The sequence below is a fragment of the Burkholderia sp. AU38729 genome, assembly GCF_020419725.1.
Classification (GTDB): domain Bacteria; phylum Pseudomonadota; class Gammaproteobacteria; order Burkholderiales; family Burkholderiaceae; genus Burkholderia.
Window position 1 is genome coordinate 578,249 of record NZ_JAIZQO010000001.1, and the last position, 22,009, is coordinate 600,257.

Here is a 22,009-nt window from a genome sequence, read left to right on the forward strand (position 1 = left end):
GCCTGGACTTTCCACACCGTTTCACCCAGCGCAATCGCGTCGCCCACGTCGCGAGGGGCGCGTTCAACCACGAAAAAGCCGCACACATAACCGGAGACACCGTCATGACGCATGCATCGCCCGCTTCATTCCCCCGTCGCGCCGCCCGTATGGCGGTGATTGCCGCGCTCGCCGTCGCGGCCTGGCTGCCCGCTGCCGCCGTGCAGGCCGCACCGCTGCGCATCGGCATGACGTTCCAGGAGCTGAACAACCCGTATTTCGTGACGATGCAGAAGGCGCTGAACGACGCCGCTGCGTCGATCGGCGCGCAGGTCGTCGTCACCGACGCGCATCACGACGTCAGCAAGCAGGTGAGCGACGTCGAGGACATGCTGCAGAAGAAGATCGACATCCTGCTCGTGAACCCGACCGATTCGACCGGCATCCAGTCGGCGATTACGCAGGCGAAGAAGGCCGGCGCGGTGGTGGTGGCCGTCGATGCGAACGCGAACGGCCCGGTCGATTCGTTCGTCGGCTCGAAGAACTACGACGCGGGCGTGATGTCGTGCGACTACCTCGCGAAGGCGATCGGCGGCAGCGGCGAGGTCGCCATTCTCGACGGCATCCCGGTCGTGCCGATTCTCGAACGCGTACGCGGCTGCAAGGCCGGGCTTGCGAAATACCCGAACGTGAAGCTGGTCGATACGCAGAACGGCAAGCAGGAGCGCGCGACCGCGCTGTCGGTCACGGAAAACATGATCTCCGCGCATCCGAACCTGAAGGGCATTTTCAGCGTGAACGACGGCGGCGCGATGGGCTCGCTCGCCGCGATCGAGAGCTCGGGCAAGGACATCAAGCTGACGAGCGTCGACGGCGCGCCCGAGGCGATCGCCGCGATCCAGAAGCCGAATTCGAAGTTCATCGAGACGACCGCGCAGTTCCCGGCCGACCAGGTGCGCATCGCGCTCGGCATCGCGATCGCGCGGAAGTGGGGCGCGACGGTGCCGAAGGCGATCCCCGTCGACGTGAAGGTGGTCGATCGCGGCAACGCGAAGGGCTTCAGCTGGTGAACGACGTGCGATGCGACGCGAAGGGCGTCGGCACGGCCGGCGCGCTTCGCACGGAGAAGCCGATGGACACGATACTCAGGCTCAGCCACATCACGAAAAGCTTTCCGGGCGTGAAGGCGCTGTCCGACATCGATCTGGAGATCGCGCGCGGCGAGATTCATGCGCTGCTCGGCGAGAACGGCGCGGGCAAGTCGACGTTGATGAAGATCCTGTGCGGCATTCACCAGCCGGATGCCGGCACGATCGAGATCGACGGCACCGCCCGCCATTTCGCGGACTATCACGATGCGGTCGCGGCAGGCGTCGGCATCGTGTTCCAGGAATTCAGCCTGATTCCGCACCTCGACGCCGTCGACAACCTGTTCCTCGGCCGCGAGCTGCGCAATCGCTGGGGCGCGCGCGACCGCAAGCGGATGCGTCACGCGGCGGCCGCGATCTTCGCGCGGCTCGGCGTGGCGATCGATCTCGATGCGCCGATCCGTGCACTGTCGGTCGCGCAACAGCAGTTCGTCGAAATCGGCAAGGCGCTGTCGCTCGACGCGCGCATCCTGATCCTCGACGAACCGACCGCCACGCTGACGCCGGCCGAGGCCGAGCACTTGTTCGCGATCATGCGCGAGCTGAAGCGGCAGGGCGTCGCGATGATCTTCATCTCGCATCACCTCGACGAGATTTTCGCGGTGTGCGACCGCATCACGGTGCTGCGCGACGGCCAGTACGTGGCGACGACCGACGTCGCACGCACGGACGTCGAGCAACTGGTACGGATGATGGTCGGCCGCCGGATCGAAAGCAGCTTTCCGCCGAAGCCGGCGCGTGCGGCCGATGCGCCGCGCGTGCTGGAGGTCAACGAACTGCAGATCGAACGCGGTGGCCCGGTGAACCGCTTCACGCTGCATGCCGGCGAGATCCTCGGCTTCGCGGGGCTGGTCGGCTCGGGCCGCACGGAAACCGCGCTCGCGGTGATCGGCGCGACGCGTGCGCATCGCAAGGACGTGCGCGTGCGCGGCGCGGCCGCGAAGCTCGCCGATCCGGCCGACGCGCTGCGCGCGGGCATCGGCATCCTGCCGGAGAGCCGCAAGACGGAAGGGCTCGTCACGTCGTTCTCGATCCGCGACAACATCTCGCTGAACAACCTCGGCAAGTACCGGTCGATGCGCTGGCTGATCGACCGGCGCGGCGAAGCGCGCACCACGCTCGACGTGATGCGGCGCGTCGGCGTGAAGGCGCCGTCGATCCATACCGAGGTCGCGACGTTGTCCGGCGGCAACCAGCAGAAGGTCGTGATCGCGCGCTGGCTGAACCATCACACGTCGGTGCTGATCTTCGACGAGCCGACGCGCGGCATCGACGTCGGCGCGAAAGCCGAAATCTACGGGCTGATGCGCGAACTCACCGCGCGCGGCTACGCCATCATCATGATCTCGTCCGAGTTGCCGGAAATCGTCGGCATGTGCGATCGCGTCGCCGTGTTCCGGCAGGGCCGCATCGAGGCGACGCTCGCAGGCGACGAGATCGATCCCGACACGGTCATGACCTATGCCACGGCCGGCACGCGAGGAGCGACCCATGAACCTGCCTGATTCTTCTTCCACGCCTTCCACGACGCTCGCGGCCACCGCCGGACACGGCGACGCACCGCCGCCACGCGCGAGGTGGGCGCAGCTGCGGCGCTCGACGCTGTTCTATCCGCTCGTCGGCCTGATCGTCGTGTGCATCGCGATGATGATCGCGAGCCCGAGCTTCCTGTCCGCCGCGAACCTGGAAAACGTGCTGCGCCAGGTGTCGATCAACGCGATCATCGCGGTCGGCATGACCTGCGTGATCCTGACCGGCGGGATCGACCTGTCGGTCGGTTCGGTGATGGCGCTGTCGGGCACGCTCGCGGCCGGGCTGATGGTCGCGGGCGTGAACGCGGTTGCGGCGCTCGCGATCGGCATCGCGGTCGGCTTCGGTTTCGGCTTCCTGAACGGTGTGTTCGTCGCGTTCGCGGGGATGCCGCCGATCATCGTCACGCTCGCGACGATGGGCATCGCGCGCGGCCTGGCATTGATCTACACGGGCGGCTACCCGATCGACGGCTTGCCCGACTGGGTTGCGTTCTTCGGCAGCGGCAAGGTGCTCGGCATCCAGGCGCCGGTGCTGATCATGCTGGTGGTCTATGCGATCGCGTGGCTGCTGCTCGACCGGATGCCGTTCGGCCGCTACGTGTATGCGATCGGCGGCAACGAGCAGGCGACGCGGCTCACCGGCGTGCGGGTCGCGCGCGTGAAGCTGATCGTCTACACGCTGGCCGGGCTCACGTCGGCGCTCGCCGCGATCGTGTTGACCGGGCGCCTGATGAGCGGTCAGCCGAACGCGGGCGTGGGCTTCGAGCTCGACGCAATCGCGGCCGTCGTGATGGGCGGCACGTCGATCTCGGGCGGGCGCGGCGCGATCCTTGGCACGCTGGTCGGTGCGCTGCTGCTCGGCGTGCTCAACAACGGGCTGAACATGATCGGCGTGAACCCGTATGTGCAGAACGTGATCAAGGGCGGAATCATCCTGCTCGCGATCTACATCAGCCGCGAACGGTCGCGGTAACGATTCATTCATCAGTTATACAGATCACCCACGAAAGAGACTATCCATGACGACACCCGAAGCCCAGCCGCGGATGACCGCGGTCGTCTGCCACGGCCCCGAGGACTATCGCGTCGAACAGGTCGCGAAGCCGCGCCCCGGCGCGAACGAGCTCGTGATCCGCATCGCCGCATGCGGAATCTGCGCGAGCGACTGCAAGTGCTACACGGGCGCGAAGATGTTCTGGGGCGGCCCGAACCCGTGGGTGAAGGTGCCCGTGATTCCCGGCCACGAATTCTTCGGCCACGTCGAAGCGCTCGGCGACGGCGCGGCCGAACATTTCGGCGTGGCGGTGGGCGACCGCGTGATCGCCGAGCAGATCGTGCCGTGCGGCAAGTGCCGCTATTGCAAGTCGGGCCAGTACTGGATGTGCGAAGTGCACAACATCTTCGGCTTCCAGCGCGAGGTGGCCGACGGCGGGATGGCCGAATACATGCGCATTCCGCCGACCGCGATCGTCCACAAGATTCCGCTCGGCGTATCGCTCGAGGATGCCGCGATCATCGAGCCGCTGTCGTGCGCGATCCATACGGTGAACCGCGGCGATGTCCAGCTCGACGACGTAGTCGTGATCGCGGGCGCGGGGCCGCTCGGGCTGATGATGACGCAGGTCGCTCACCTGAAGACGCCGAAGAAACTCGTCGTGATCGACCTGATCGACGAGCGGCTCGAACTCGCACGCGAGTACGGTGCGGACGTGACGATCAACCCGGCGCGCGACGACGCGCGCGAGATCGTCCGGTCGCTCACCGACGGCTACGGCTGCGACGTCTACATCGAGACGACCGGCGCGCCGGTTGGCGTGAGCCAGGGGCTCGACCTGATCCGCAAGCTCGGCCGCTTCGTCGAATTCAGCGTGTTCGGCGAGGATGCGACCGTCGACTGGTCGATCATCGGCGATCGCAAGGAGCTCGACGTACGCGGCGCGCACCTGGGGCCATACTGCTACCCGATCGCGATCGACCTGCTCGCGCGCGGGCTCGTCACGTCGAAAGGCATCGTCACGCACGATTTCGCGCTCGAGGACTGGGACGACGCGATCCGCGTCGCGAAATCGCCCGAATCGATCAAGGTGCTGCTGAAGCCGGCCCGCTGACGGCCGGCGTGCGCCTCACCGGAGACATCATGGAATACGTCATTGGCGTCGATATCGGCACGCAGAGCACCAAGGCGCTGCTCGTCGACCGGCATGGCACGATCGTCGCGCGGCGCTCGGCCGGCTACCAGCCCGATACGCCGCGCCCGCTGTGGGCCGAGCAATGGCCGCAGGTGTGGTTCGATGCGGTGCTCGCGTGCATCGCGGGCTGCGTGAGCGATGCGCGCGCGCAGGGCGTGCCGGCCGATGCGATTCGCGCGGTGTGCGTGGGCAGCCTGTACGGCGGCTCGGGCATTCCGGTCGACATCGACATGCGGCCGCTCCATCCGTGCCTGATCTGGATGGACCGGCGCGCGACCGCGGAAGTCGACTGGGTCAACGCGAACGTGAACGTCGAGCGGCTGCGCGTGATCACGGGCAACGGCGTCGACAGCTATTACGGCTTCACGAAGATGCTGTGGCTGCGCGACCAGCGGCCGGACGTGTGGGCGAACGTGCGCTATTTCCTGCCGCCGAACGCGTATGTGATCTACCTGCTGACCGGCGAGGTCGCGGTCGATCACAGTTCGGCCGGCAATATCGGCGGCGTGTACGACGTCGCGCGCCGCGAGTGGTCCGACGACGCGCTCGACATGCTCGGCATTCCGGCGACGATGATGCCCGAGCGGCTCGTCGAATCGACGGACATCGTCGGCGGGTTGTTGTCGCAATGGACGGAGCCTCTCGGGCTGCCGGCCGGCACGCCCGTCGTCGCCGGCGGCATCGATGCGGCCGTCGCGACCTTCGCGGCCGGCGCGACGCGCACGGGGCAGCATGTCGCGATGATCGGCACCAGCATGTGCTGGGGTTACGTGAGCCGGCACGTCGATGCGCGTCACGGGCTCGTCAGCATGCCGCACGTGTTCAACGGGCAGCGCGACCTGTACGTGTTCGGCGGCGCGATCACGGCTGGCGCGTCGGTCGCCTGGTTTCGCGACCAGTTCTGCCACGCGGAAATCGAAGCGGCACGCCTGCTGCCGCACGGCGATCCGCACGTGCTGCTCGAGGAAGCGGCCGAACGCGTGCCGCCGGGCGCCGACGGCGTGCTGTTCCTGCCGTACCTGATGGGCGAGCGCAGCCCCGTGTGGGACGCGAAGGCGAGCGGCGCGTTCGTCGGGCTGAGTCTCGCGCATACACGGGCGCACCTGTATCGCGCGGTGCTCGAAGGCGTCGCGTTCGCGTTGCGGCACAACATCGAGGCCGGCCGACGCGGCGCGGTGGCTTTGGATGACCGGCTGATCGTCGTCGGCGGGGCCGCGCATTCGGCGCTATGGATGCAGATCATCGCGGACGTGACGGGCTTCCCGGTGTGGACGATCGAGCAGGATGTCGAAGCCGCGATGGGGGCCGCCTTGCTCGCGGGCGTCGGGGCAGGGCTCGTATCACACGACGATGCGCAAGGCGGCTGGGTCACGCTCGTCGAGCGCGCGCGGCCGGATGCCGAACGCGCGAAAGCGTATGCGGCGCGCTTTGCGCTTTATACGGCGCTGTATCCGGCGCTCAAACCGATCATGCACGAGTTGCACACGCCATCATGAAGACACGATTCGATTTCGGCGGTTCGCGGGTGCTCGTCACGGGGGCGTCGAGCGGGATCGGGCGCGCGTGCGCGATCGCGCTGGCGCAGGCGGGCGCGCGGGTCGTCGCGGCCGGGCGCGATATGGCCGCGCTCGATGCGCTGGTCGGCGAGGCCGCGTGCGAGACGATGCGACTCGACGTCGGTGGCGACGAGCATGCGATCGATACCGCGCTCGCCGCGCACGATACATTCGACGGCCTCGTGAATTGCGCGGGGATTGCATCGCTCGAGTCGGCGCTCGAGGTGAGCGCCGCGCATTTCGATCGCGTGATGGCCGTCAATGCGCGCGGCGCGGCGCTCGTTGCCCGGGCCGTCGCCCGGAAGATGATTGCCCGCGACGCGCGTGGTGTCGCGCAGGCGCGGGGCAGCATCGTCAACGTGTCGAGCCAGGCCGCGCTCGTCGGTTTGCCCGCGCATTTGAGCTATTGCGCGTCGAAGGCGGCGATGGACGCGATCACGCGCGTGCTGTGCATCGAACTCGGGCCGCACGGCATTCGTGTGAACAGTGTGAACCCGACCGTCACGCTCACGCCGATGGCGCAGTTCGCGTGGAGCGAACCGGAAAAGCGGGCGCCGATGCTGGCCGCGATTCCGCTCGGGCGATTCGCGGAGCCGGACGAGGTTGTCGAACCGATCCTGTTCCTGCTGAGCGATGCGGCGTCGATGGTCAGCGGCGTGTCGCTGCCGATCGACGGCGGGTATACGGCGCGCTAGGCAGCATCATGCGGCTATGGCGCATGACGACGGGAACCGCGCGGAGAAGGGGGGGCGCCTTGCGGCTAGACCGGATCCTTGCTCGGCGGGCCGTCGGGTTGCTGCGGATTGTCGTGATGATGACCCGGCGACGGTGGCGACAACGGATCGTCTTCCGGGTCGCGGTTCGGGTCGGCCGGTGGCTCGGGCGTCGGGGTCGTGTGATCGGTCATGGAGAACTCGCGGAGTGCGTGACGGCGGTGGCGCGGCAGGGGCGCCTCGTCTCCGTTATAGCCAATCGGGTGCGCATTTGCAGCGGGATTGTGGCGGCGGGTGGTGTGTCGTCGGTGCAAGCCGCGGATGGGCGGGTTTCAGCAGGAGCCCGCTGGGCGCGGCGCTGGCGCTGCTTTGCACCGCGCGCGTGGTGCGATCCCGGTCAGCGCAAATCCGCCGGTGTATCGACGTCGCGCACGATGCCGGGGTCGTCGACGTCGAGCAGTTGCACCGGCGCGCTGGCGAACAGCGCGCGGGCGCCCGTGTCGCCGTCGAGCGCGGCGAGCGCATCGAAGTGGTGCGCGGCGAACCCGACCGGATGGCCGCGCACGCCGCGATGTGCGGGCGCGACGATCGACGCGTCGTCGGCGTCGAGCGCGCGCGTGACGGCTTCGTAGGTGGACGCCGCGATCCACGGCATGTCGCCGAGCGCGACGAGCCAGCCGTTCGCGTCGGGCGTCGCGCGCACCCCGGCCGCGAGGCTCGCGCCCATGCCGCGCACGGCGTCGGGCGCATAGACGACGTGGCAGCCGGCTTCGTTCAGCAGCATCGCGAGTTTTTCGGCACCGGGACGCACGACGGCGATCACGTCGGCCGTGGCCGCCGCGAGATGGCGGGCGGCCGCGATCGCCACCGGCGTGCCGTCGGGAAGCAGCGCGAGCAGCTTGCTGTGCAGGCCGCTCGGGTCGAAGCGCTGACCGAGGCCGCCCGCGAGGAGGACGCCGGTGGCGAGTGACGCATAGGACATCGGCGCGGGGGAGAGTGATGCAGGTGCTGCGATTGTGCGGGAGCGGGCAGGGATCGACAAGTGAGGATGTTACCGAGGCGGGCGCGTTTCGTCGGAAAGAATGTCAGCGTGAGGCTTCGTCGAGCATGTTTTCCTCGACGGGGCCGTAGATGGCGTGCGATTGATCGTGCATCGCGGCCCAATAGCGGTCGCCGAACGACCAATGCCACCATTCCGACGGGTAATTGGTGAGGCCGGCGCCCGCCAGCGCGGTGATCAGTACCTGACGGTTGCGGGCGGCTGCGCGGCTGATGAACGGGTTGTGCGTGTAGCACGCGCCGGACGATTCCTGGTCGGTGGCATCGAGTACGCAACCCATGTCGAGCTCGATGCCATCCGCCGAGATCAGCGTCAGGTCGACGGCCGCGCCCGTCGGGTGCGCGGCGACTTCCGGCGGTGCGACGTAGTGGCTCGTCAGTGTGACCAGGGTGTCTTCGTCCGGCAACGGATTCAGCGTCCGCCGCAGATGCGCGAGATGCCCGGTGAAGTAGTGGCGCTGCAGGGCCAGCGGGCGATAGCCTTCCTTGACGTACAGGCGCAGGCCGGCGGGCAGCGTATGCGCGGCGGCGATCAGCCGGTCCGCCACGCCACGACGCACTTTCAGGAAATGCGGGCTCTTGTTTGAGACGTCGTCGGGGCTGGGAGCAACGGCGATACGCTCATGGAAACCTGCGAGATCGACAAACCCTTCGTGCGACTCCAGCAGGGTAATGGACCGGACAACGGGATCGGAGAGCGAAATCACGATAGTGGACGAAGTGGCGCAATGACGGTTGCGGGCCACGTCCGGCCGGCAGCAGGAAGCGCGGTTGCGCGAGGCCGGGTGCTCGTGGGTGATTTGGTCAGACGAATCGCCAATATGCCAGAGTCCGGCGGAGGATGTGTCGCGGTTTCCGCTGCGGGGGCGTGAGCCTCTTATCCTCGCGTATCGATGGTCGTGCCCGCGTGGACGCCGTCGTTTCGCGTGTCGTGTGGCGGCGCCTCCCAACCGCTTTCCTCGATTGGATCGACGGGACCGTCGTAGCGCACGACCGAGCCGCGCAATACGTCCAGCGGCTGCCTTGCATATCGTTGGTTATGCATCCGCCCACTTCCTCAACAGGTTGTGATAAATCCCCGTCAATGAAATGACCATCGGATCCTTCGCGCCTTTCTCCGCGGAAAGCGCCTGAATTTGCGTATCGAGCTGGAACAGCAGCGTGCGGTCGCCGTCGTCGCGCACCATGCTCTGGATCCAGAAGAACGACGCGACGCGCGCGCCGCGCGTCACGGGCGTGACGTGATGCAGGCTCGACGCCGGATACAGCACGAGGTCGCCCGCCGGCAGCTTTGCACGATGGGTGCCGTACGTATCCTCGACACACAGCTCGCCGCCGTCGTACGCATCGGGTTCTTCGAGAAACAGCGTCGCCGACAGGTCGCTGCGCACGCGGAAATCCGTGCCGCGCAGCAGCCGGATCGCGTTGTCGACGTGCGTGCCGAACGTCTCGCCGCCTTCGTAGCGATTGAACAGCGGCGGAAACACCTTGAGCGGCAGCGCCGCCGAGAAGAACAGCGGATGGCGTGCGAGCGCGTCCTGGATCGCGTCGCCCACCGCGCGTGCGGCCGGCGCGCCTTCCGGCAATTGCCGGTTGCGTTTCGCGAGCGCCGACTGCGTGCCGGACGTCGCATTGCCGTCGACCCATTCGGCCGCATCGAGCCGTTCGCGACATTGCGCGACCTGCGCTTTCGTCAGTACGCCGGGGATGTGAAGCATCATGATGCGGTGTCCATACAGTGTGGCTGAGGCTGTGGCGGTGTTTGCAATTCCAGCGCGGCCGCACGAAATGCGTCGATCGACGACGACGCGAGATACGCGCGCATCTTCGCGACGAACGCGGGGGTAGCAGAGGCCGGCACGCGTGCAAGCCACGCGAGCGCTTCGTCGACGCGCCCGCGCTCGGCAAGCAGCCGCGCAAGGTTGAACTGGCCGCGGAAGTCGCCGGCCACGGCGGCGCGTCGATAGTGGTCGAACGCGGCGTCGCGGTCGACCGGTACGACCCAGCCGTCCTCGTAAAAGCCGCCGATCAGGTTGATCGATTTCGCATGGCCGAGCGCGGCCGCGCGCTGGAACCAGTCGAGCGCCTCGGCGCGATTCTCGTCGACGCCGTTACCGAGCGCGAGCGCCGTCGCGTAGTTGTACATGCCCCAGTCGAGCCCCGCCTGCGCGGCGAGCCGGTACCAGTACACGGCGACCGGCGCGCATGCGGCCGTGCCCCAGCCGAACTCATAGCAGCGGCCGAGCATGTTCATCGCCATCGCGTGGCCGGCGCGCGCCGCGTGCCGGAACCAGTTGAACGCGGCCGCCGGATCGCGCGCGACGCCATGTCCGTCGAGCAGGTATTGCCCGTAGACGGCCTGTGCATCGACGATGCCGTTGTCGGCCGCCGCCGCGACCCACGCGGCGGCGCGCTCGGCCGGCCCGGCCAGGATGTCGGCGAACTCACGCGGCGATACCGACGCGAGCGCCTTCAGCGACACGGCCTCCATCGATCAGTAGCGCGCGTTCAGCGTGACGAACGCCGAGCGGCCCGGTGCGATCGACGCGTAGTGCGCCGGATACGCCTGGTCGAAGTAGGTGCGGTTGAACAGGTTGTTCACGTTCAGCTGCAGGTCGAGCTTCTTGTTGATGCGGTACTGCGCCATCGCATCGAAGCGCCAGTACGACGGCACCGCGTGCTGGTTCGCGGGATCGCCGAACACCTGCGACATGTAGAACGCGCCGCCGCCGACGGTGAACTTCGGCGTCACGTCGTAGTTCGACCACATCGTGAAGCTGTGCTTCGGCGTGTTCGGGAACCGGTTGCCGTTGTTCGCCGTGTCCTTGCCGTTGTCGCGCAGTTCGCTCTTCATGTACGTATAGCCGCCGAACAGCTGCCACTGCTTCGTGATCTGGCCCGCGACGCCGAGTTCGAGACCCTGCACGCGCTTGTTGCCGACCATCGCGTACTGGTTGTTCGGCAGCGTCACGCGCGCATTCGTCGTATCGATCTGGAACAGCGCGGCGGTCAGCGCGAGCTTGTCGTTCAGCACGTTCCACTTCGTGCCGAGCTCGATGCTGCGGTTCTTTTCCGGCGCCAGCTGATCGGCGTTCGAGCCGACGCCGCCGCGGCCCGGCGTGAGCGACTGCGTTTCGCTGCCTTCGCCGAGCATCATGCCGGCCGGCGTCGACGACGTCGCGTACGACGCATAGATGCTGCCGTTCTGCGCCGGCTTGAACACGAGGCCGGCCTGCCAGTTCACGAGGGTGTCGTCACGCGTGGTGGTCTTGCCGCCGTTGGCCTTGGTGTCGGTGAAGCGGGTCGAGTAGTCGTCGATGCGCACGCCGCCGTTGACCTGCCAGCGGGGCGTGATCTCGATCGTGTCGAAGCCGTAGATCGACTTCGTCACGGTGCGGGCATGCGCATAGTCGTTGTTGCGCGTGATCGAGCCGGCCCACGGGTCGTTCGGGTTCGGCGACCACAGGCTCGTGCAGTTGTAGCCCGACGCCGCGCCGACGCCGTTCTGGCAGATCTTGCCGTTCGCGGCGGCGACGTTGTACGTGTCGCGCTTGCCCCATTCGCGCGACAGCTCGATGCCGGTCGTGAAGCTGTGCTTGAACGGGCCGGTGCGGAATTCGCCGAACAGCTCGGTCTGGTTCGCGATGCTGTTGATCGCGCTGTTGCGGGTGTTCGCGCGCCGCCAGACCTTGCCGTTGACCACGTTGCCCTGGCTGTCGTCGGGCTGCGTCCAGATGTAGTCCTGCGTCGATTCCGTATAGCGCGTGGTGTTGCGGATCGTCAGCGACGACGTGAGGTCGTGCTCGATCTTCAGCGTGCTGATGTCCGACGTCGTCTTGCGGAAATCGCGGTTGGTCAGGCCGTAGAAGTTGTGGCGGTCGACGGGCGCCGGGCCGTCGGTGGCGACGCCTTTCGGGAGGTTGAAGCCGTAGTAGTACGGGATGCCGCCGTCGGGCAGGTCGTCCGTCTGCAGGTGGTAATAGCTCGCGACGACGCGCGTCGACGTGCCGAGGCCGAACGCGATCGACGGTGCGACGCCCCAGCGCTCGTTGTTCACCGCGTCGCGGCCGGCGACGTCGTTGTTGTGGCTCATCAGGTTCAGGCGGAACGCGGCGTGGTCGGCGAACTGCCAGTTGCCGTCGGCCGTGAAGCGGCGATAGCGGTCGGTGCCGAGGCCCGCGCTCGCGGCGGCGGTGGTGCCGAGGTGCGGGGCCTTCGTGATCAGGTTGATGCTGCCGCCCGCGCCGCCGCGGCCGCCGTACGCACCGTCGGATCCCTTGGTGATCTCGATGCGCTCGGTGTTGAAGATCTCGCGCGTCGTCGCGCCGGTGTCGCGCATGCCGTCGACGAACATGCTGCCCTGCGTGTCGTAGCCGCGGATGAACGGGCGATCGCCGAGCGGGTTGCCGCCTTCGCCGGCGCCGAACGTGATGCCGGGCACGGTGCGCAGCGCTTCGGTCAGCGTCGACGCGCCGCTGTTCTGGATCAGCTCCTGCGGGATCACGGTGACGGATTTCGGCGTGTCGACGAGCGGCGCGGTGAATTTCGCGGAAGCGGAGAAGTCGGCCTTGTAGCTGTGCTCGGCCTTGCCCTGGACCTCGATCGGCGCGAGATGGCCTTCGGCGCCGGCCGGGGCGGGCGGCGGCGTGCCGTCCGTCGCGAAGGCCGGGCTTGCGGCGAGTACGCTGCACAGGGTGGTGAATTTACCGAGCTTCAGCTCGTCGGAACGTGACTTCATGGTGCGCTTCGACCTCGCGGTGTGGCCCCGGAGGCGGTGCGCTACGGAAGTGTGCATGCCGCCGGGAATTATTACGATTTGTTTTCAGGCGGCATTCTATGTAATTTTTTATTGAATGAGAAGCGTTCTTGTTAGCGTCAGTAAGGGAAGTGTCAACTAATGTGACGGGGTGGCGGTGGGGGCGCACGGGGCAGTGTTGATGGCCGAAAGGCCAGCTGTGGCGGGCGTGTCTGGCGGGGTAGAGTGGTTCTGTCGCGGATCGCCCGCCATGACATCAAGGTGCTAATATGACTGCATTGAAAGCAAATGTAGTGAGGTGCATCATGCCTGTGATTACGGTTCGAAACCTGCCCGATGAAGTGCACCGTGCGCTTCGGATTCGTGCGGCCCAGCATGGGCGCAGCACCGAAGCCGAGGTGCGGGACATCCTCGAGCAGGCCGTTCTTCCGGGAGGCCGGCTCAAGCTGGGGACGCTGCTGGCGGAAATCGGACGGGAGGCGGGCGGTGTCGATTTCGACGCGCAGCGCGACAAGACGCTAACCGACCCGATGAGCTTCGAATGATCCTTGTTGATACGAACGTGATGTCCGAGCCGTTGCGGCGCGAGCCGAGCGCGGCCGTGATCGAGTGGCTCGATGCCCAGAACGTCGAAACGCTGTTTCTGGCTGCGATCAGTCTCGCCGAAATGCGCTTCGGCGTGGCGGCGTTGCCGGAAGGTCGCAGGCGCGACTGGCTTCATCAAAGCATCGAGCAGCGTGTCGTGCCGCTGTTTCGCGGTCGGATCCTGCCGTTCGACGAGGTGGCGACGAAAGCCTATGCCGGCATCCGCGCGCGGGCCCGTGCCGCGGGCACCGCGATCGCGCCCGCCGACTGCTTCATCGCCGCGACGGCCGAGGCGAACGGATTGATCATTGCGACGCGCGACGTCGCGCCATTCGAGGCGGTTGGCCTGCGGGTAATCGATCCGTGGGCGTCCTAGGCGCTGATTGCTCATCTGTTCACCGCGCAAAGAATAAAGCGCGCCGGGCTGCCCGGCGCGCTTTCCGTTGAACGTAGGGGCGCCTGACTGGCTTGCCCCCCGCAGTTCCTTCTCAATCGACCCCGTGAAACACCGCATCCTCCGGCCCGAGATAGGCCGGCGGGCGCCACGTCGCGTCGCGCATCGAATGCTGGACGAGGTTCTCGACGCCGAGCAGCACCGCGAAGATCGCCATCCGCACCGGAATGCCGTTGTCGGTCTGGCGGAAGATCGCGAGGCGCGGGTCGCGGTTCAGGTCGACCGACAGGTCGTTCGCGCCGGGCCGGCTGTCGCGCGGCAGCGGGTGCATGATCAACGTGTCCGGCTTGCACACCGAATCGACGAGCGCCTGGTTGATCTGGAAATCCGGCGTGTAGCCTTCGAACGACTCGTCGGTGAAGCGCTCCTTCTGGATCCGCGTTGCATAGACGACGTCCGCGCCGCGCAGCCCGGCTGCGAGATCGGTCGTCTGCTCGATCACATGGCCGTTCGTCGCGATCTGGTCGACGATGTAGGCCGGCATCTCGAGCGTCGGCGGCGACACGAGCGTGAACTTGAGCCCGCGGTACAGCGCGAGCAGCTTGACGAGCGAGTGCACGGTGCGGCCGTACTTGAGGTCGCCGACCAGCGCGATGTGCGCGCCGTCGACGATCTTGCCGAGTCGCGAGAACTCGCGCTGGATGGTATAGAGATCGAGCAGCGCCTGGCTCGGGTGCTCGCCGGGGCCGTCGCCGCCGTTGATCACGGGCAGGTTGGTCGCGCGCGCGAACTCGGCCACCGAGCCTTTCTCCGGATGGCGGATCACGAGCGCGTCGACATAGCCGGCCATCACGCGGCTCGTGTCGTAGATCGATTCGCCCTTGGCCATCGACGAGAACGTGAAGCCCGTCGTGTCGCACACCGAACCGCCGAGCCGGCAGAAGGCGGCGCCGAACGACACGCGCGTACGCGTGCTGGCCTCGAAGAACAGGTTGCCGAGCACCGCGCCTTCCAGCACGCGCGAAATCTTGTGGCGGCGCGCGATGGGCTGCATCACGTCGGCCACGCGAAACAGCGCCTCGACCGATTCCCGCGAGAACTGGTCGACCGACAGCAGTTGCGGCTTTCCCTCGAAAAAGAACTGCTTGGCCAGCCCCTGATTATCTACGCTTTGCGTATAGTTGCCGCCTTCCGGTACCGAGCGCTCGACGATTTCCGACACGAAGCGTTCGACGATCTCGGGCATCCCGCGCGATTCCTGCGAATCGTCGGGCAGAAGCCAGGTATCCAGCGCGCGCCGGCTCACACCGATGCGGCTGGCGAACGCTTCGCGCGTCATGTTGAGGCGGCGCATGGCGTCGCGGAGGAAGGCTTGCTGGGGGACGGTCATCGGCGGCTCCTGACGAGAAATATACGCGGTGCGTATATTAGTTCCTGGCGTGTTGAAGTCAAGGAAAATCTGCGCGAACCGGCTGTGTGGCCCATGTGACAGGCGGCGGGTTCGGACTGGCGCGCGGCGGCCGTCTCCGTATAATCAGGTCAGGCCCCGTGCCCGGCATCTTGCCGGGCGCGACGCCGCACACGTTTCGCCCGTCGGGCTTGTTGATTCCAAGGAGAATGAGAATGACGCGTACGATTGCTGCAATGCTGCTGGTGGTGACCGCCGCGCTCGCCGGTTGCAACACGGTCGCCGGTGTGGGGCAGGACATTTCGAAGGGTGGCCAGGCGATCAGCGATTCGGCTGAAAAGGCCAAGTAAGCCGACCGGTTCCGGAATGCAGAAGGCGCCGGGCCGTCCCGCGATTGCGGGGCGGCCCGGCGCCTTTTTTCTTGCGGCCGGTGCTCGATGCCGGTGGCGTCAGGCGTGCTCGACGAACGCGTAACGGCCTTCGACCTTGCGCGGCGTGAACCAGCCGTAGTCGGGGAACAGGCGGTTGCGGACGAACCAGACATAGCCCACCAGCAGGATCGTGATCGCGAGGCTCGGTAGCGCGGTCGACGGATCGCGTCCGAGCGCGGCGATGGTCTTCGGCACCTGCAGCAGCGACAGCAGGATGAACGCGTGGTACGCGCCGACACGATTGGTTGCAAAGCCCCAGATGAACAGCAGCGACAGTGGCACGGTCAGCGCGAGGAACACCAGCACGAGGCCGTTGCCGGCGCCGGTGGCGAAGAAGTAGTACGCGAGCATGAGGCTGATCGCGAGTTGGGCGACGCCGAGCGCGACCAGGATCCGGATGTGCAGCCTGTTCTGGCGGCAGCGTTCGGGATCGGGGTGCGACGCGATCAGGTGCGCAAGCACACGATCCTTGAGTCCTTGTCCGGACAGTTCGGCCAATGCGTCGGCCTTCCTCGTTCCCGCGGACAGCAGCACCGCGATTCTTGTTTTGGCTTCCTTCCTGTTCATTGCGTGGCGGATTGTTGTTCGATGGTTGTCAAAGGTCCCGGCCACGCGAATATTGCATCTTGCGGGGTGGTGCGCAACGGTTTTGCGGTGCGCGGACACATTCCTACAGTTGTCGGCCGCACGGGGGAAACGCGAGGATCGACCGGTTGTATGGCGGGGCCGAGCCGCCGCCGTTTCCGCAACGGCACAACGGCGCGAGGAGCGCGAGTCAGTCGGTGGCTGTTTGCGCGGCGGGCGCGGGGCGGGACGGTCGATCCGGATTTGCCGGGTGCGTATCGCGTGCTTCGGCTGGCGGTTCGCGTCGCCGCGTCGCGCCGACGACCATGCCGGCGATGACGAGCGCGATACCCGCGATACGCGTGCCGCTGAGCGTTTCGCCGAATAGCGCGACCGCGAACAGCACGGCCGAGACCGGCGCGACCGCCGTGAACAGCGCGGCCTCGGTTCCGCTCGTGCGCGCCGAGCCCGCATACCAGCACAGATAGCCGAGCACGGTCGGCACCAGCGCGTAGTAGGCGATCGCCGACACCGCGTCGACCGTCCAGCCGGTCGCCACCGCGTGCCATTCGAACGCGGCGGGCACGAGGGCGAGGACGAAGCCAAGGCCGGACATCGCGGTGGACAGCGCCAGCGGCGGCAACGGTGCGGCCAGCCGCCGGTTGAGGAGGATGAATACGGCTTCGCAGGCGACGGCGGCCAGCACCAGCGCATCGCCGGCGAGTGTGCGGAGCGACGGCAGGGCCTGGCCGGGCGCGAACGTGACGAACAGCACGCCGGCCGTTGCGAGCGCGGCGGCCACCCAGTCGCGCGGCGTCTGCCGCTCGCGCAGCACGACGGCCGCAATCAGCGTCGACATCGCGGGCAGCGTGCCGAGCATCACGCCCGCGTCGAGCGGCGACGACAGCTTCGTGCCGCAGATCAGCAGCACCGTATAACCGACACCGCCCGCCGCCGCCTGGATGACGAGCAGCACGGCGTCGCGCGTGGAGAGGCGTGGCCAGCGCATGCGCTGCGCGCGCATCAGCGCGAACAGCAGCGGTGTCGCGATCAGGAAGCGCAGCGCGGTGGCCGCGAACGGCGGCAGGCCGCCGGCCGCGAGACGGCTCGCGATGACGGTGCTGCCGACGCCCGCCATGGCGGCGGCGAGATAGAGATAGCCGATCAGTCGTGTCTTCATGCGCCGCATCGTCGCGTACGGCGGCCGTGCACGTCTTGAACGAAATTGCAGCGTGCGCGGGCGTGTCGAATACGGAGCGCGCGATTCGGCATGCTCGGATGACCGGGGCGGGCGACAGTCACCGCGAGCAGCGCATGGCGCGGCGTGCCGTCGCAGCAGTCGACGTGGTCGCAGCCTTCGAGGTCGGTATGTTCGGCGACGGGCCCCGCAGGATGGCAGCGGCGTCAAGCGGCCTGCGTGAACCGCCCCGGCGTGATCCCGAACTGGCGCGCGAACGCACGCGTCAAATGGCTTTGATCGGCAAAGCCGGCTTCGGCCGCGGCATCGGCGATCGGCAAGCCGCTGGCCAGCAGCGCGCGCGCCAGCCGCGCACGCGACTGGATCAGGTACGCGTGCGGTGTGATGCCGAGTTCGCGGGCAAACCCGCGCAGCAGCTGGAAGCGGCTGACGCCGCTCAGGTCGGCCAGCTCGGCGAGCGAAACGGGCGCGGCCGGCGCCGCGTCGAGCCGTTCCCTGGCGAGGCGGATCGCCGGTGCGACGCCCGCCGCCGGCAGCGGGCGGTTCGCGTGCCGGGCGAGCAGCCCGGCGACGAGCATCACGAGCGCCTCGTCGCGGGCGAGCGGCTGGGATTCTCCCGCGACGATACGTGCATGCAGCTGGCCGACGGCGGCCGCGAGCCGCGCGTCGCGTACCGCCGGATGCGCCAGTTCGATGCCGCCGAGGCCTTCTTCCGCCGCCACGCCAGCAACCAGCGCGGGTGTGAGGTACAGCATTCGCCAGCGCCGGCCCGTGCCGGCCTCGATCGGCGAGCCGTCGTGCATCTCGCCCGGGTTGACCATGATCGCGTCGCCGGCCAGTGCGTCGACCTGCCCGCGGCCGCTCCACGACCGGTGCGCGCCGCTGACGATCACGCCGACCCCGAATTCGTCGTGCGCGTGGCGCGGAAATGCACGGTCGGATTCAAGGCTGATTGCCTCGATGCCTTCGTCGGTCCGTCGGTAATGAGTGACGCGGTGCATGTGCGCTCCTCGCGCCGGGCGCGGCGCGGATGTCGTGCACTTTAGCGCGTTCCGGCGCCGTGCGCCCTTCATCCTTTTGGCCGATACCGCGCGGCGCGCGCAGCCCGCACCATGTGCACATGAGCAGCGTACACGGCCCGCCGGGCCTGAAGCTGCGCGGGAGACGGCAAGTGGAACGACAGGATCCGGTATTCATTCAGGTTGGCGCGCTCGCGGACGGCTTCGCGCCGGAAGCGAACATCCTCGCATCCGTCGACGCGCTCGCCGGGCGGACGCTTGCGCTCGGCGACGCATCGGGCACGTGGCGCGTCTATATGTTCGAGCCCGGCGCACTGCAGTGGCGTGATGCGGCGACCGACACGGGCGGCCGCGAGCCGTGCCGCGTGACGCGGCTGCGCGACGGGCTGTACTTCGTCGACTACATCGATTCGGCCGCCCGCGCGACGTCGGTCAGTCTCGTGATCGATCTCGACAACGGCGTATGGACGTCGGTCGTCGGCGCGCTGCCGACCGAGGCCGACACGCGCATCGACGCGTTCACACGGGTTGCGCGCGGGCTGCCGCTGACGGGCGTCGAGGCCGAGTTCCGGCACGGCACGCTCGGCGGTCACACGCAGCCGGGGCCGTTGCACGGGCCCACGCGCGAGCTGATCGGCAAGCGGACGATGTATCGCTACAGCCCGACCGAATGCTACGAGCACATCTACCTGAACGAGAATTTCTACGCGTGGCAGTGCCTGCAGGGGGTCGAAGGCGGGCTGGCCGATGTCGACCGCTGCCATTACTTCAGGATTGCAGACGCGCTGTATCTGTTCGTGTGGCGCGAAAAGGTGGTGCCGACGCTCGGCGTCGTGCTGATCGACCTCGCGCAGCGCAAGACCGACGGCAAGATCTTCGGCTACCAGGGCGGCGATTTCGGCACGCTGTCGAACTTCCCCGTCGGCGCGCACGCGCAGGTGCTCAACGAAACCGTGCATCCGCTCGGCGGCGAGGCGCAGCGATGAATGCCGTGCCGGGCAGCGGCCGCCTGCGGGCGGATTTCAGCGGGCGCGTCGTGCTCGTCACGGGCGCCGCGCAGGGGATCGGCGCGGCGATCGCACGCCGATTCGCGGAATCCGACGCGTTCGTCGCGCTTGCCGACCTGAACGGCGAGGCGGCCGCCGCGCAGGCCGATGCGCTCGCGAGCACGGGCGGCGAGGCGCGCGCCTATCGGGTGGATGCCGCCAGCCGCGACGAACTGGGCGCACTGGTCGCGGCGGTCGAGCGCGACGGTGGCCGGCTCGATGTGGTCGTCCACAATGCCGCGTATTTTCCGCTGACGCCGTTCACGCAGATCGACGAGCCGACGCTCGACCGGACGCTGTCGGTCAACCTGTCGGCGCTGTTCTGGCTCGCGCAGGCTGCGTTGCCGGCATTCGAGCGCGCGGGAGCGGGGCGGCTGCTCGTCACGTCGTCGGTGACGGGGCCGCGCGTCGTGTACCCGGGGCTCGCGCATTACGCGGCGTCGAAGGCCGGCGTGAACGGCTTCATTCGTGCGGCCGCGCTGGAGCTCGCGCGCCGCAACGTGACGGTGAACGGCGTCGAGCCGGGCATGATTCGCACGCCGGCGGCCGGCAATCTCGGCGACGCGTCGGTCGCGGCGCAGATCGCGCGTGACATTCCGCTCGCGCGGATGGGCGAACCGGAAGATATCGCGAACGCGATGCTGTTTCTCGCGTCGGCGGATGCCGCGTACATCACGGGGCAGACGATCGTCGTCGACGGAGGTGCGACGTTGCCCGAGAGCGGGGCGGTGCTTGGCAGTGAGTGACGGTGGACGCGGTAACGACCGGTGAAACACGGCGGTTTCGGCGGCCCGCTGCGAGTTCGCACCGTGGGCTCGGCGGGTTCCGTCGGGTGAATCTGCACAGGCGTCAGTCCGGCATCCCGTCGTGGTCCCCGAGCGGCCTGTCGGGCCAGTCCACCCAGCGGTCCGCGCGGGTCAGCTCATACGCCTCGTTCATCGGGTAGCGGATGCGGTTGTCGTCGCGCGGACGTTCACCGATCACCATCAGCCTGACCTCGTCCTTCGTGTTGTTGATGAAGGTGTGGCAGATGCCGGTGCCCGCCGGAAACGCGACGGAATCGCCTTCGGCAACGGGGTGAAGCACGCCGTCGATCCAGACGTCGGGCTTGCCCTCGAGCACGTACACAAATTCCTGCTCGGTGCTTTCGGCATGCGGATAGGACGTCCGTCGGCCGGGCAGAAGCCTGACGTGATGAATGCCGATACGCGTGATGCCGAGCGCGGCGGAAAGCGGTGCGTCCAGCGCCATCGGCTCGGTATCGCCGCGATAGCAATGCGCGTCCGGTTCTTCGAGTTCGGTCCAGTGCTTGATGAAATCGGGTCGGGGCATCGGTTGCACTCCTGTCGGGGAGAGGTCGAGGGGAGCGGTTCAGGCGCCGGCGTTAGTGGTGACTCGCACCCCATCTCGGCGAATGAACCTCGGCCGGTAACTTACCAGCGAATGCGGCAGGACGATTGCGCGTCGAATTTCGCGAGCGGCCGTGGCGGCGAAGCCGGCTGGCGTGATCTTGAACGCCGGCCATGCGGGACGTCAGGCGCGGTCGGCGGCGGCCCGGATGTCGCGGCTCGGGCGGTCGACGACCTCCACGGAAGTCGGCACCGAACCTTGTCTTGCGTTGAGCGAAAACGTCTGCGACCTGCGATGCGCGCATGCCGCCCGCCGCGCATCGCCGCGACTACAGCCAACCGTTGCGGATGAATTCGACGATCGAATAGCGGCGGCACTCGAGATCGTGCAGCCGAACAGCGTCGACGATGCGCGACACGCCATCGGCGTAAGGTGTCGCGCCCACCACGCGCGATTCGAACTGCAGGCTGCACGCGCCGTCGTCGATGCGGATCCGGTGTATCGCGTGGCGGCCGAGTTGATCGTCGGCGACCGCGAATTCGCTGCGCTGCACGTCCGGGTCGCGCACGGAGCGGATGTCTTCCGGCCGCACGCCGAGCGACTGGCCGATCCCGACGGCCGTGCCGGGGACGGACGTCTTGCCGGCCTGGTGCGACTCCGTCAGGCTGATCCGGCAGTCGTGAAACAGGTGGCCGCTGCTTTCCAGCATGCTCATGAACTTGAGCATCAGGATGTTCGTGTTCGGACACAGCACGACCGGGAAAGCGTGCGAGCCGGTTTCGAGCTCGGAGCCGGTCGACAGCTCGACGAGTGGCGATCCGGTGGCCGCGCAGAACGCGATCACGGCGGGGAGTTCGCGGCCGGAACCGGCATGCACGACGATCGTTCGGGCGTCGCTGCGCTGCGCATCGTCGCGCGCGCTGTCCGACCAGGGGATCACGCGGCAGGTGGCCGGGTCGAGCCGGTGCGCGTCGAGCAGTTCGCTGGCCAGCTTGCCGGTTCCTACGACGAGTACTTGCATGACATTCACGGATTGAAGTTCAGGATTCGGGACGGGCCATGATGCGGGCCGTCGGGTGGCT

23 protein-coding genes are annotated in these 22,009 nt (G+C 67.6%); 11 read left to right on the plus strand and 12 right to left on the minus strand.

The genetic code is table 11. The features are described from left to right. Positions 1-104: 104 nt before the first annotated feature. The 6 genes from LGM56_RS02525 to LGM56_RS02550 all read left to right on the plus strand — a co-directional run bounded on the left by LGM56_RS02525 (position 105) and on the right by LGM56_RS02550 (position 7,099). Complete coding sequence (locus LGM56_RS02525; protein WP_089496540.1) at positions 105-1,049, plus strand: substrate-binding domain-containing protein; 945 nt, start codon at positions 105-107, stop codon at positions 1,047-1,049. 62 nt (positions 1,050-1,111) lie between these two features. Continuing rightward, positions 1,112-2,632 carry a sugar ABC transporter ATP-binding protein gene (locus LGM56_RS02530; RefSeq protein ID WP_226202613.1) on the plus strand — a complete coding sequence of 507 codons (1,521 nt, stop codon included), beginning with the start codon at positions 1,112-1,114 and terminating at the stop codon, positions 2,630-2,632. Beyond that, positions 2,619-3,632 (plus strand): ABC transporter permease, encoded by a 1,014-nt coding sequence (locus LGM56_RS02535; protein WP_226202615.1) that lies wholly within the window; start codon positions 2,619-2,621, stop codon positions 3,630-3,632. The genes LGM56_RS02530 and LGM56_RS02535 overlap by 14 nt, the downstream gene beginning before the upstream one ends. Positions 3,633-3,678: 46 nt before the next feature. Next, a complete protein-coding gene (locus tag LGM56_RS02540) occupies positions 3,679-4,767 on the plus strand; it encodes an alcohol dehydrogenase catalytic domain-containing protein (protein ID WP_226202617.1) in 1,089 nt (362 codons plus the stop codon). Between the two features lie 29 nt (positions 4,768-4,796). Beyond that, on the plus strand, positions 4,797-6,344 hold the full coding sequence (locus LGM56_RS02545) for an FGGY-family carbohydrate kinase (RefSeq protein WP_226202619.1): 1,548 nt from the start codon (positions 4,797-4,799) through the stop codon (positions 6,342-6,344). Next, on the plus strand, positions 6,341-7,099 hold the full coding sequence (locus LGM56_RS02550) for an SDR family oxidoreductase (RefSeq protein ID WP_226202622.1): 759 nt from the start codon (positions 6,341-6,343) through the stop codon (positions 7,097-7,099). Before LGM56_RS02545 ends, LGM56_RS02550 begins: the two co-directional genes overlap by 4 nt. A gap of 65 nt (positions 7,100-7,164) precedes the next feature. Here LGM56_RS02550 and LGM56_RS02555 read toward each other — a convergent pair whose 3' ends face one another. The 6 genes from LGM56_RS02555 to LGM56_RS02580 all read right to left on the minus strand — a co-directional run bounded on the left by LGM56_RS02555 (position 7,165) and on the right by LGM56_RS02580 (position 12,914). Further along, positions 7,165-7,311 (minus strand): hypothetical protein, encoded by a 147-nt coding sequence (locus tag LGM56_RS02555; RefSeq protein WP_166896045.1) that lies wholly within the window; start codon positions 7,309-7,311, stop codon positions 7,165-7,167. A 203-nt stretch (positions 7,312-7,514) separates the two neighbouring features. After that, entirely contained in the window at positions 7,515-8,099 is a 585-nt protein-coding gene (locus LGM56_RS02560) for an NTP transferase domain-containing protein (RefSeq protein WP_226202624.1), read from the minus strand. A 103-nt stretch (positions 8,100-8,202) separates the two neighbouring features. Beyond that, positions 8,203-8,922: a M15 family metallopeptidase gene (locus LGM56_RS02565; protein WP_226202626.1), complete on the minus strand. Its 720-nt coding sequence runs from the start codon at positions 8,920-8,922 to the stop codon at positions 8,203-8,205. A 291-nt stretch (positions 8,923-9,213) separates the two neighbouring features. Beyond that, positions 9,214-9,897: a Fe2+-dependent dioxygenase gene (locus LGM56_RS02570; protein WP_226202628.1), complete on the minus strand. Its 684-nt coding sequence runs from the start codon at positions 9,895-9,897 to the stop codon at positions 9,214-9,216. Continuing rightward, entirely contained in the window at positions 9,894-10,667 is a 774-nt protein-coding gene (locus LGM56_RS02575) for a tetratricopeptide repeat protein (protein WP_226202630.1), read from the minus strand. The genes LGM56_RS02570 and LGM56_RS02575 overlap by 4 nt, the downstream gene beginning before the upstream one ends. Before the next feature lie 3 nt (positions 10,668-10,670). After that, positions 10,671-12,914 (minus strand): TonB-dependent receptor, encoded by a 2,244-nt coding sequence (locus LGM56_RS02580; RefSeq protein WP_226202632.1) that lies wholly within the window; start codon positions 12,912-12,914, stop codon positions 10,671-10,673. Between the two features lie 323 nt (positions 12,915-13,237). On the opposite strand from LGM56_RS02580, the gene LGM56_RS02585 reads away from it, so the two are divergent. Further along, positions 13,238-13,477, plus strand: a complete 240-nt coding sequence (locus LGM56_RS02585) for a FitA-like ribbon-helix-helix domain-containing protein (RefSeq protein ID WP_089448087.1) — start codon at positions 13,238-13,240, stop codon at positions 13,475-13,477. After that, a complete protein-coding gene (locus LGM56_RS02590) occupies positions 13,474-13,893 on the plus strand; it encodes a type II toxin-antitoxin system VapC family toxin (protein ID WP_089462315.1) in 420 nt (139 codons plus the stop codon). Before LGM56_RS02585 ends, LGM56_RS02590 begins: the two co-directional genes overlap by 4 nt. 112 nt (positions 13,894-14,005) lie before the next feature. Here the strand turns inward: LGM56_RS02590 and LGM56_RS02595 are convergent, their stop codons facing one another. Next, positions 14,006-15,301, minus strand: coding sequence for an aspartate carbamoyltransferase (locus LGM56_RS02595; protein WP_089427078.1), 1,296 nt, complete (start codon positions 15,299-15,301; stop codon positions 14,006-14,008). Positions 15,302-15,534: 233 nt separating this feature from the next. Between LGM56_RS02595 and LGM56_RS02600 the strand changes: the two genes are divergently transcribed. Then, entirely contained in the window at positions 15,535-15,669 is a 135-nt protein-coding gene (locus LGM56_RS02600; protein WP_006485835.1) for an entericidin A/B family lipoprotein, read from the plus strand. A gap of 99 nt (positions 15,670-15,768) precedes the next feature. Here the strand turns inward: LGM56_RS02600 and LGM56_RS02605 are convergent, their stop codons facing one another. The 3 genes from LGM56_RS02605 to LGM56_RS02615 form a co-directional block, all read right to left on the minus strand. Next, entirely contained in the window at positions 15,769-16,317 is a 549-nt protein-coding gene (locus LGM56_RS02605) for a permease (protein WP_226202634.1), read from the minus strand. Between the two features lie 208 nt (positions 16,318-16,525). After that, a complete protein-coding gene (locus LGM56_RS02610; RefSeq protein ID WP_226202636.1) occupies positions 16,526-17,494 on the minus strand; it encodes a DMT family transporter in 969 nt (322 codons plus the stop codon). A 224-nt stretch (positions 17,495-17,718) separates the two neighbouring features. Continuing rightward, entirely contained in the window at positions 17,719-18,513 is a 795-nt protein-coding gene (locus LGM56_RS02615) for an AraC family transcriptional regulator (protein ID WP_226202638.1), read from the minus strand. A 170-nt stretch (positions 18,514-18,683) separates the two neighbouring features. Here LGM56_RS02615 and LGM56_RS02620 point away from each other — a divergent pair, with 170 nt between their 5' ends. Together LGM56_RS02620 and LGM56_RS02625 are read left to right on the plus strand one after the other, a co-directional pair. Further along, positions 18,684-19,517, plus strand: a complete 834-nt coding sequence (locus tag LGM56_RS02620; protein WP_226202640.1) for a molybdenum cofactor biosynthesis F family protein — start codon at positions 18,684-18,686, stop codon at positions 19,515-19,517. Next, positions 19,514-20,323, plus strand: a complete 810-nt coding sequence (locus tag LGM56_RS02625; protein WP_226202642.1) for an SDR family oxidoreductase — start codon at positions 19,514-19,516, stop codon at positions 20,321-20,323. The genes LGM56_RS02620 and LGM56_RS02625 overlap by 4 nt, the downstream gene beginning before the upstream one ends. A 103-nt stretch (positions 20,324-20,426) precedes the next feature. Here LGM56_RS02625 and LGM56_RS02630 read toward each other — a convergent pair whose 3' ends face one another. Both LGM56_RS02630 and LGM56_RS02635 read right to left on the minus strand, forming a co-directional pair. Continuing rightward, the gene (locus tag LGM56_RS02630; protein WP_226202644.1) at positions 20,427-20,909 is read right to left on the minus strand and encodes a cupin domain-containing protein; all 483 of its coding nucleotides are present in this window, start codon (positions 20,907-20,909) and stop codon (positions 20,427-20,429) included. A 346-nt stretch (positions 20,910-21,255) separates the two neighbouring features. Then, entirely contained in the window at positions 21,256-21,948 is a 693-nt protein-coding gene (locus tag LGM56_RS02635) for a dihydrodipicolinate reductase (protein WP_089496556.1), read from the minus strand. Positions 21,949-22,009: the final 61 nt, after the last annotated feature.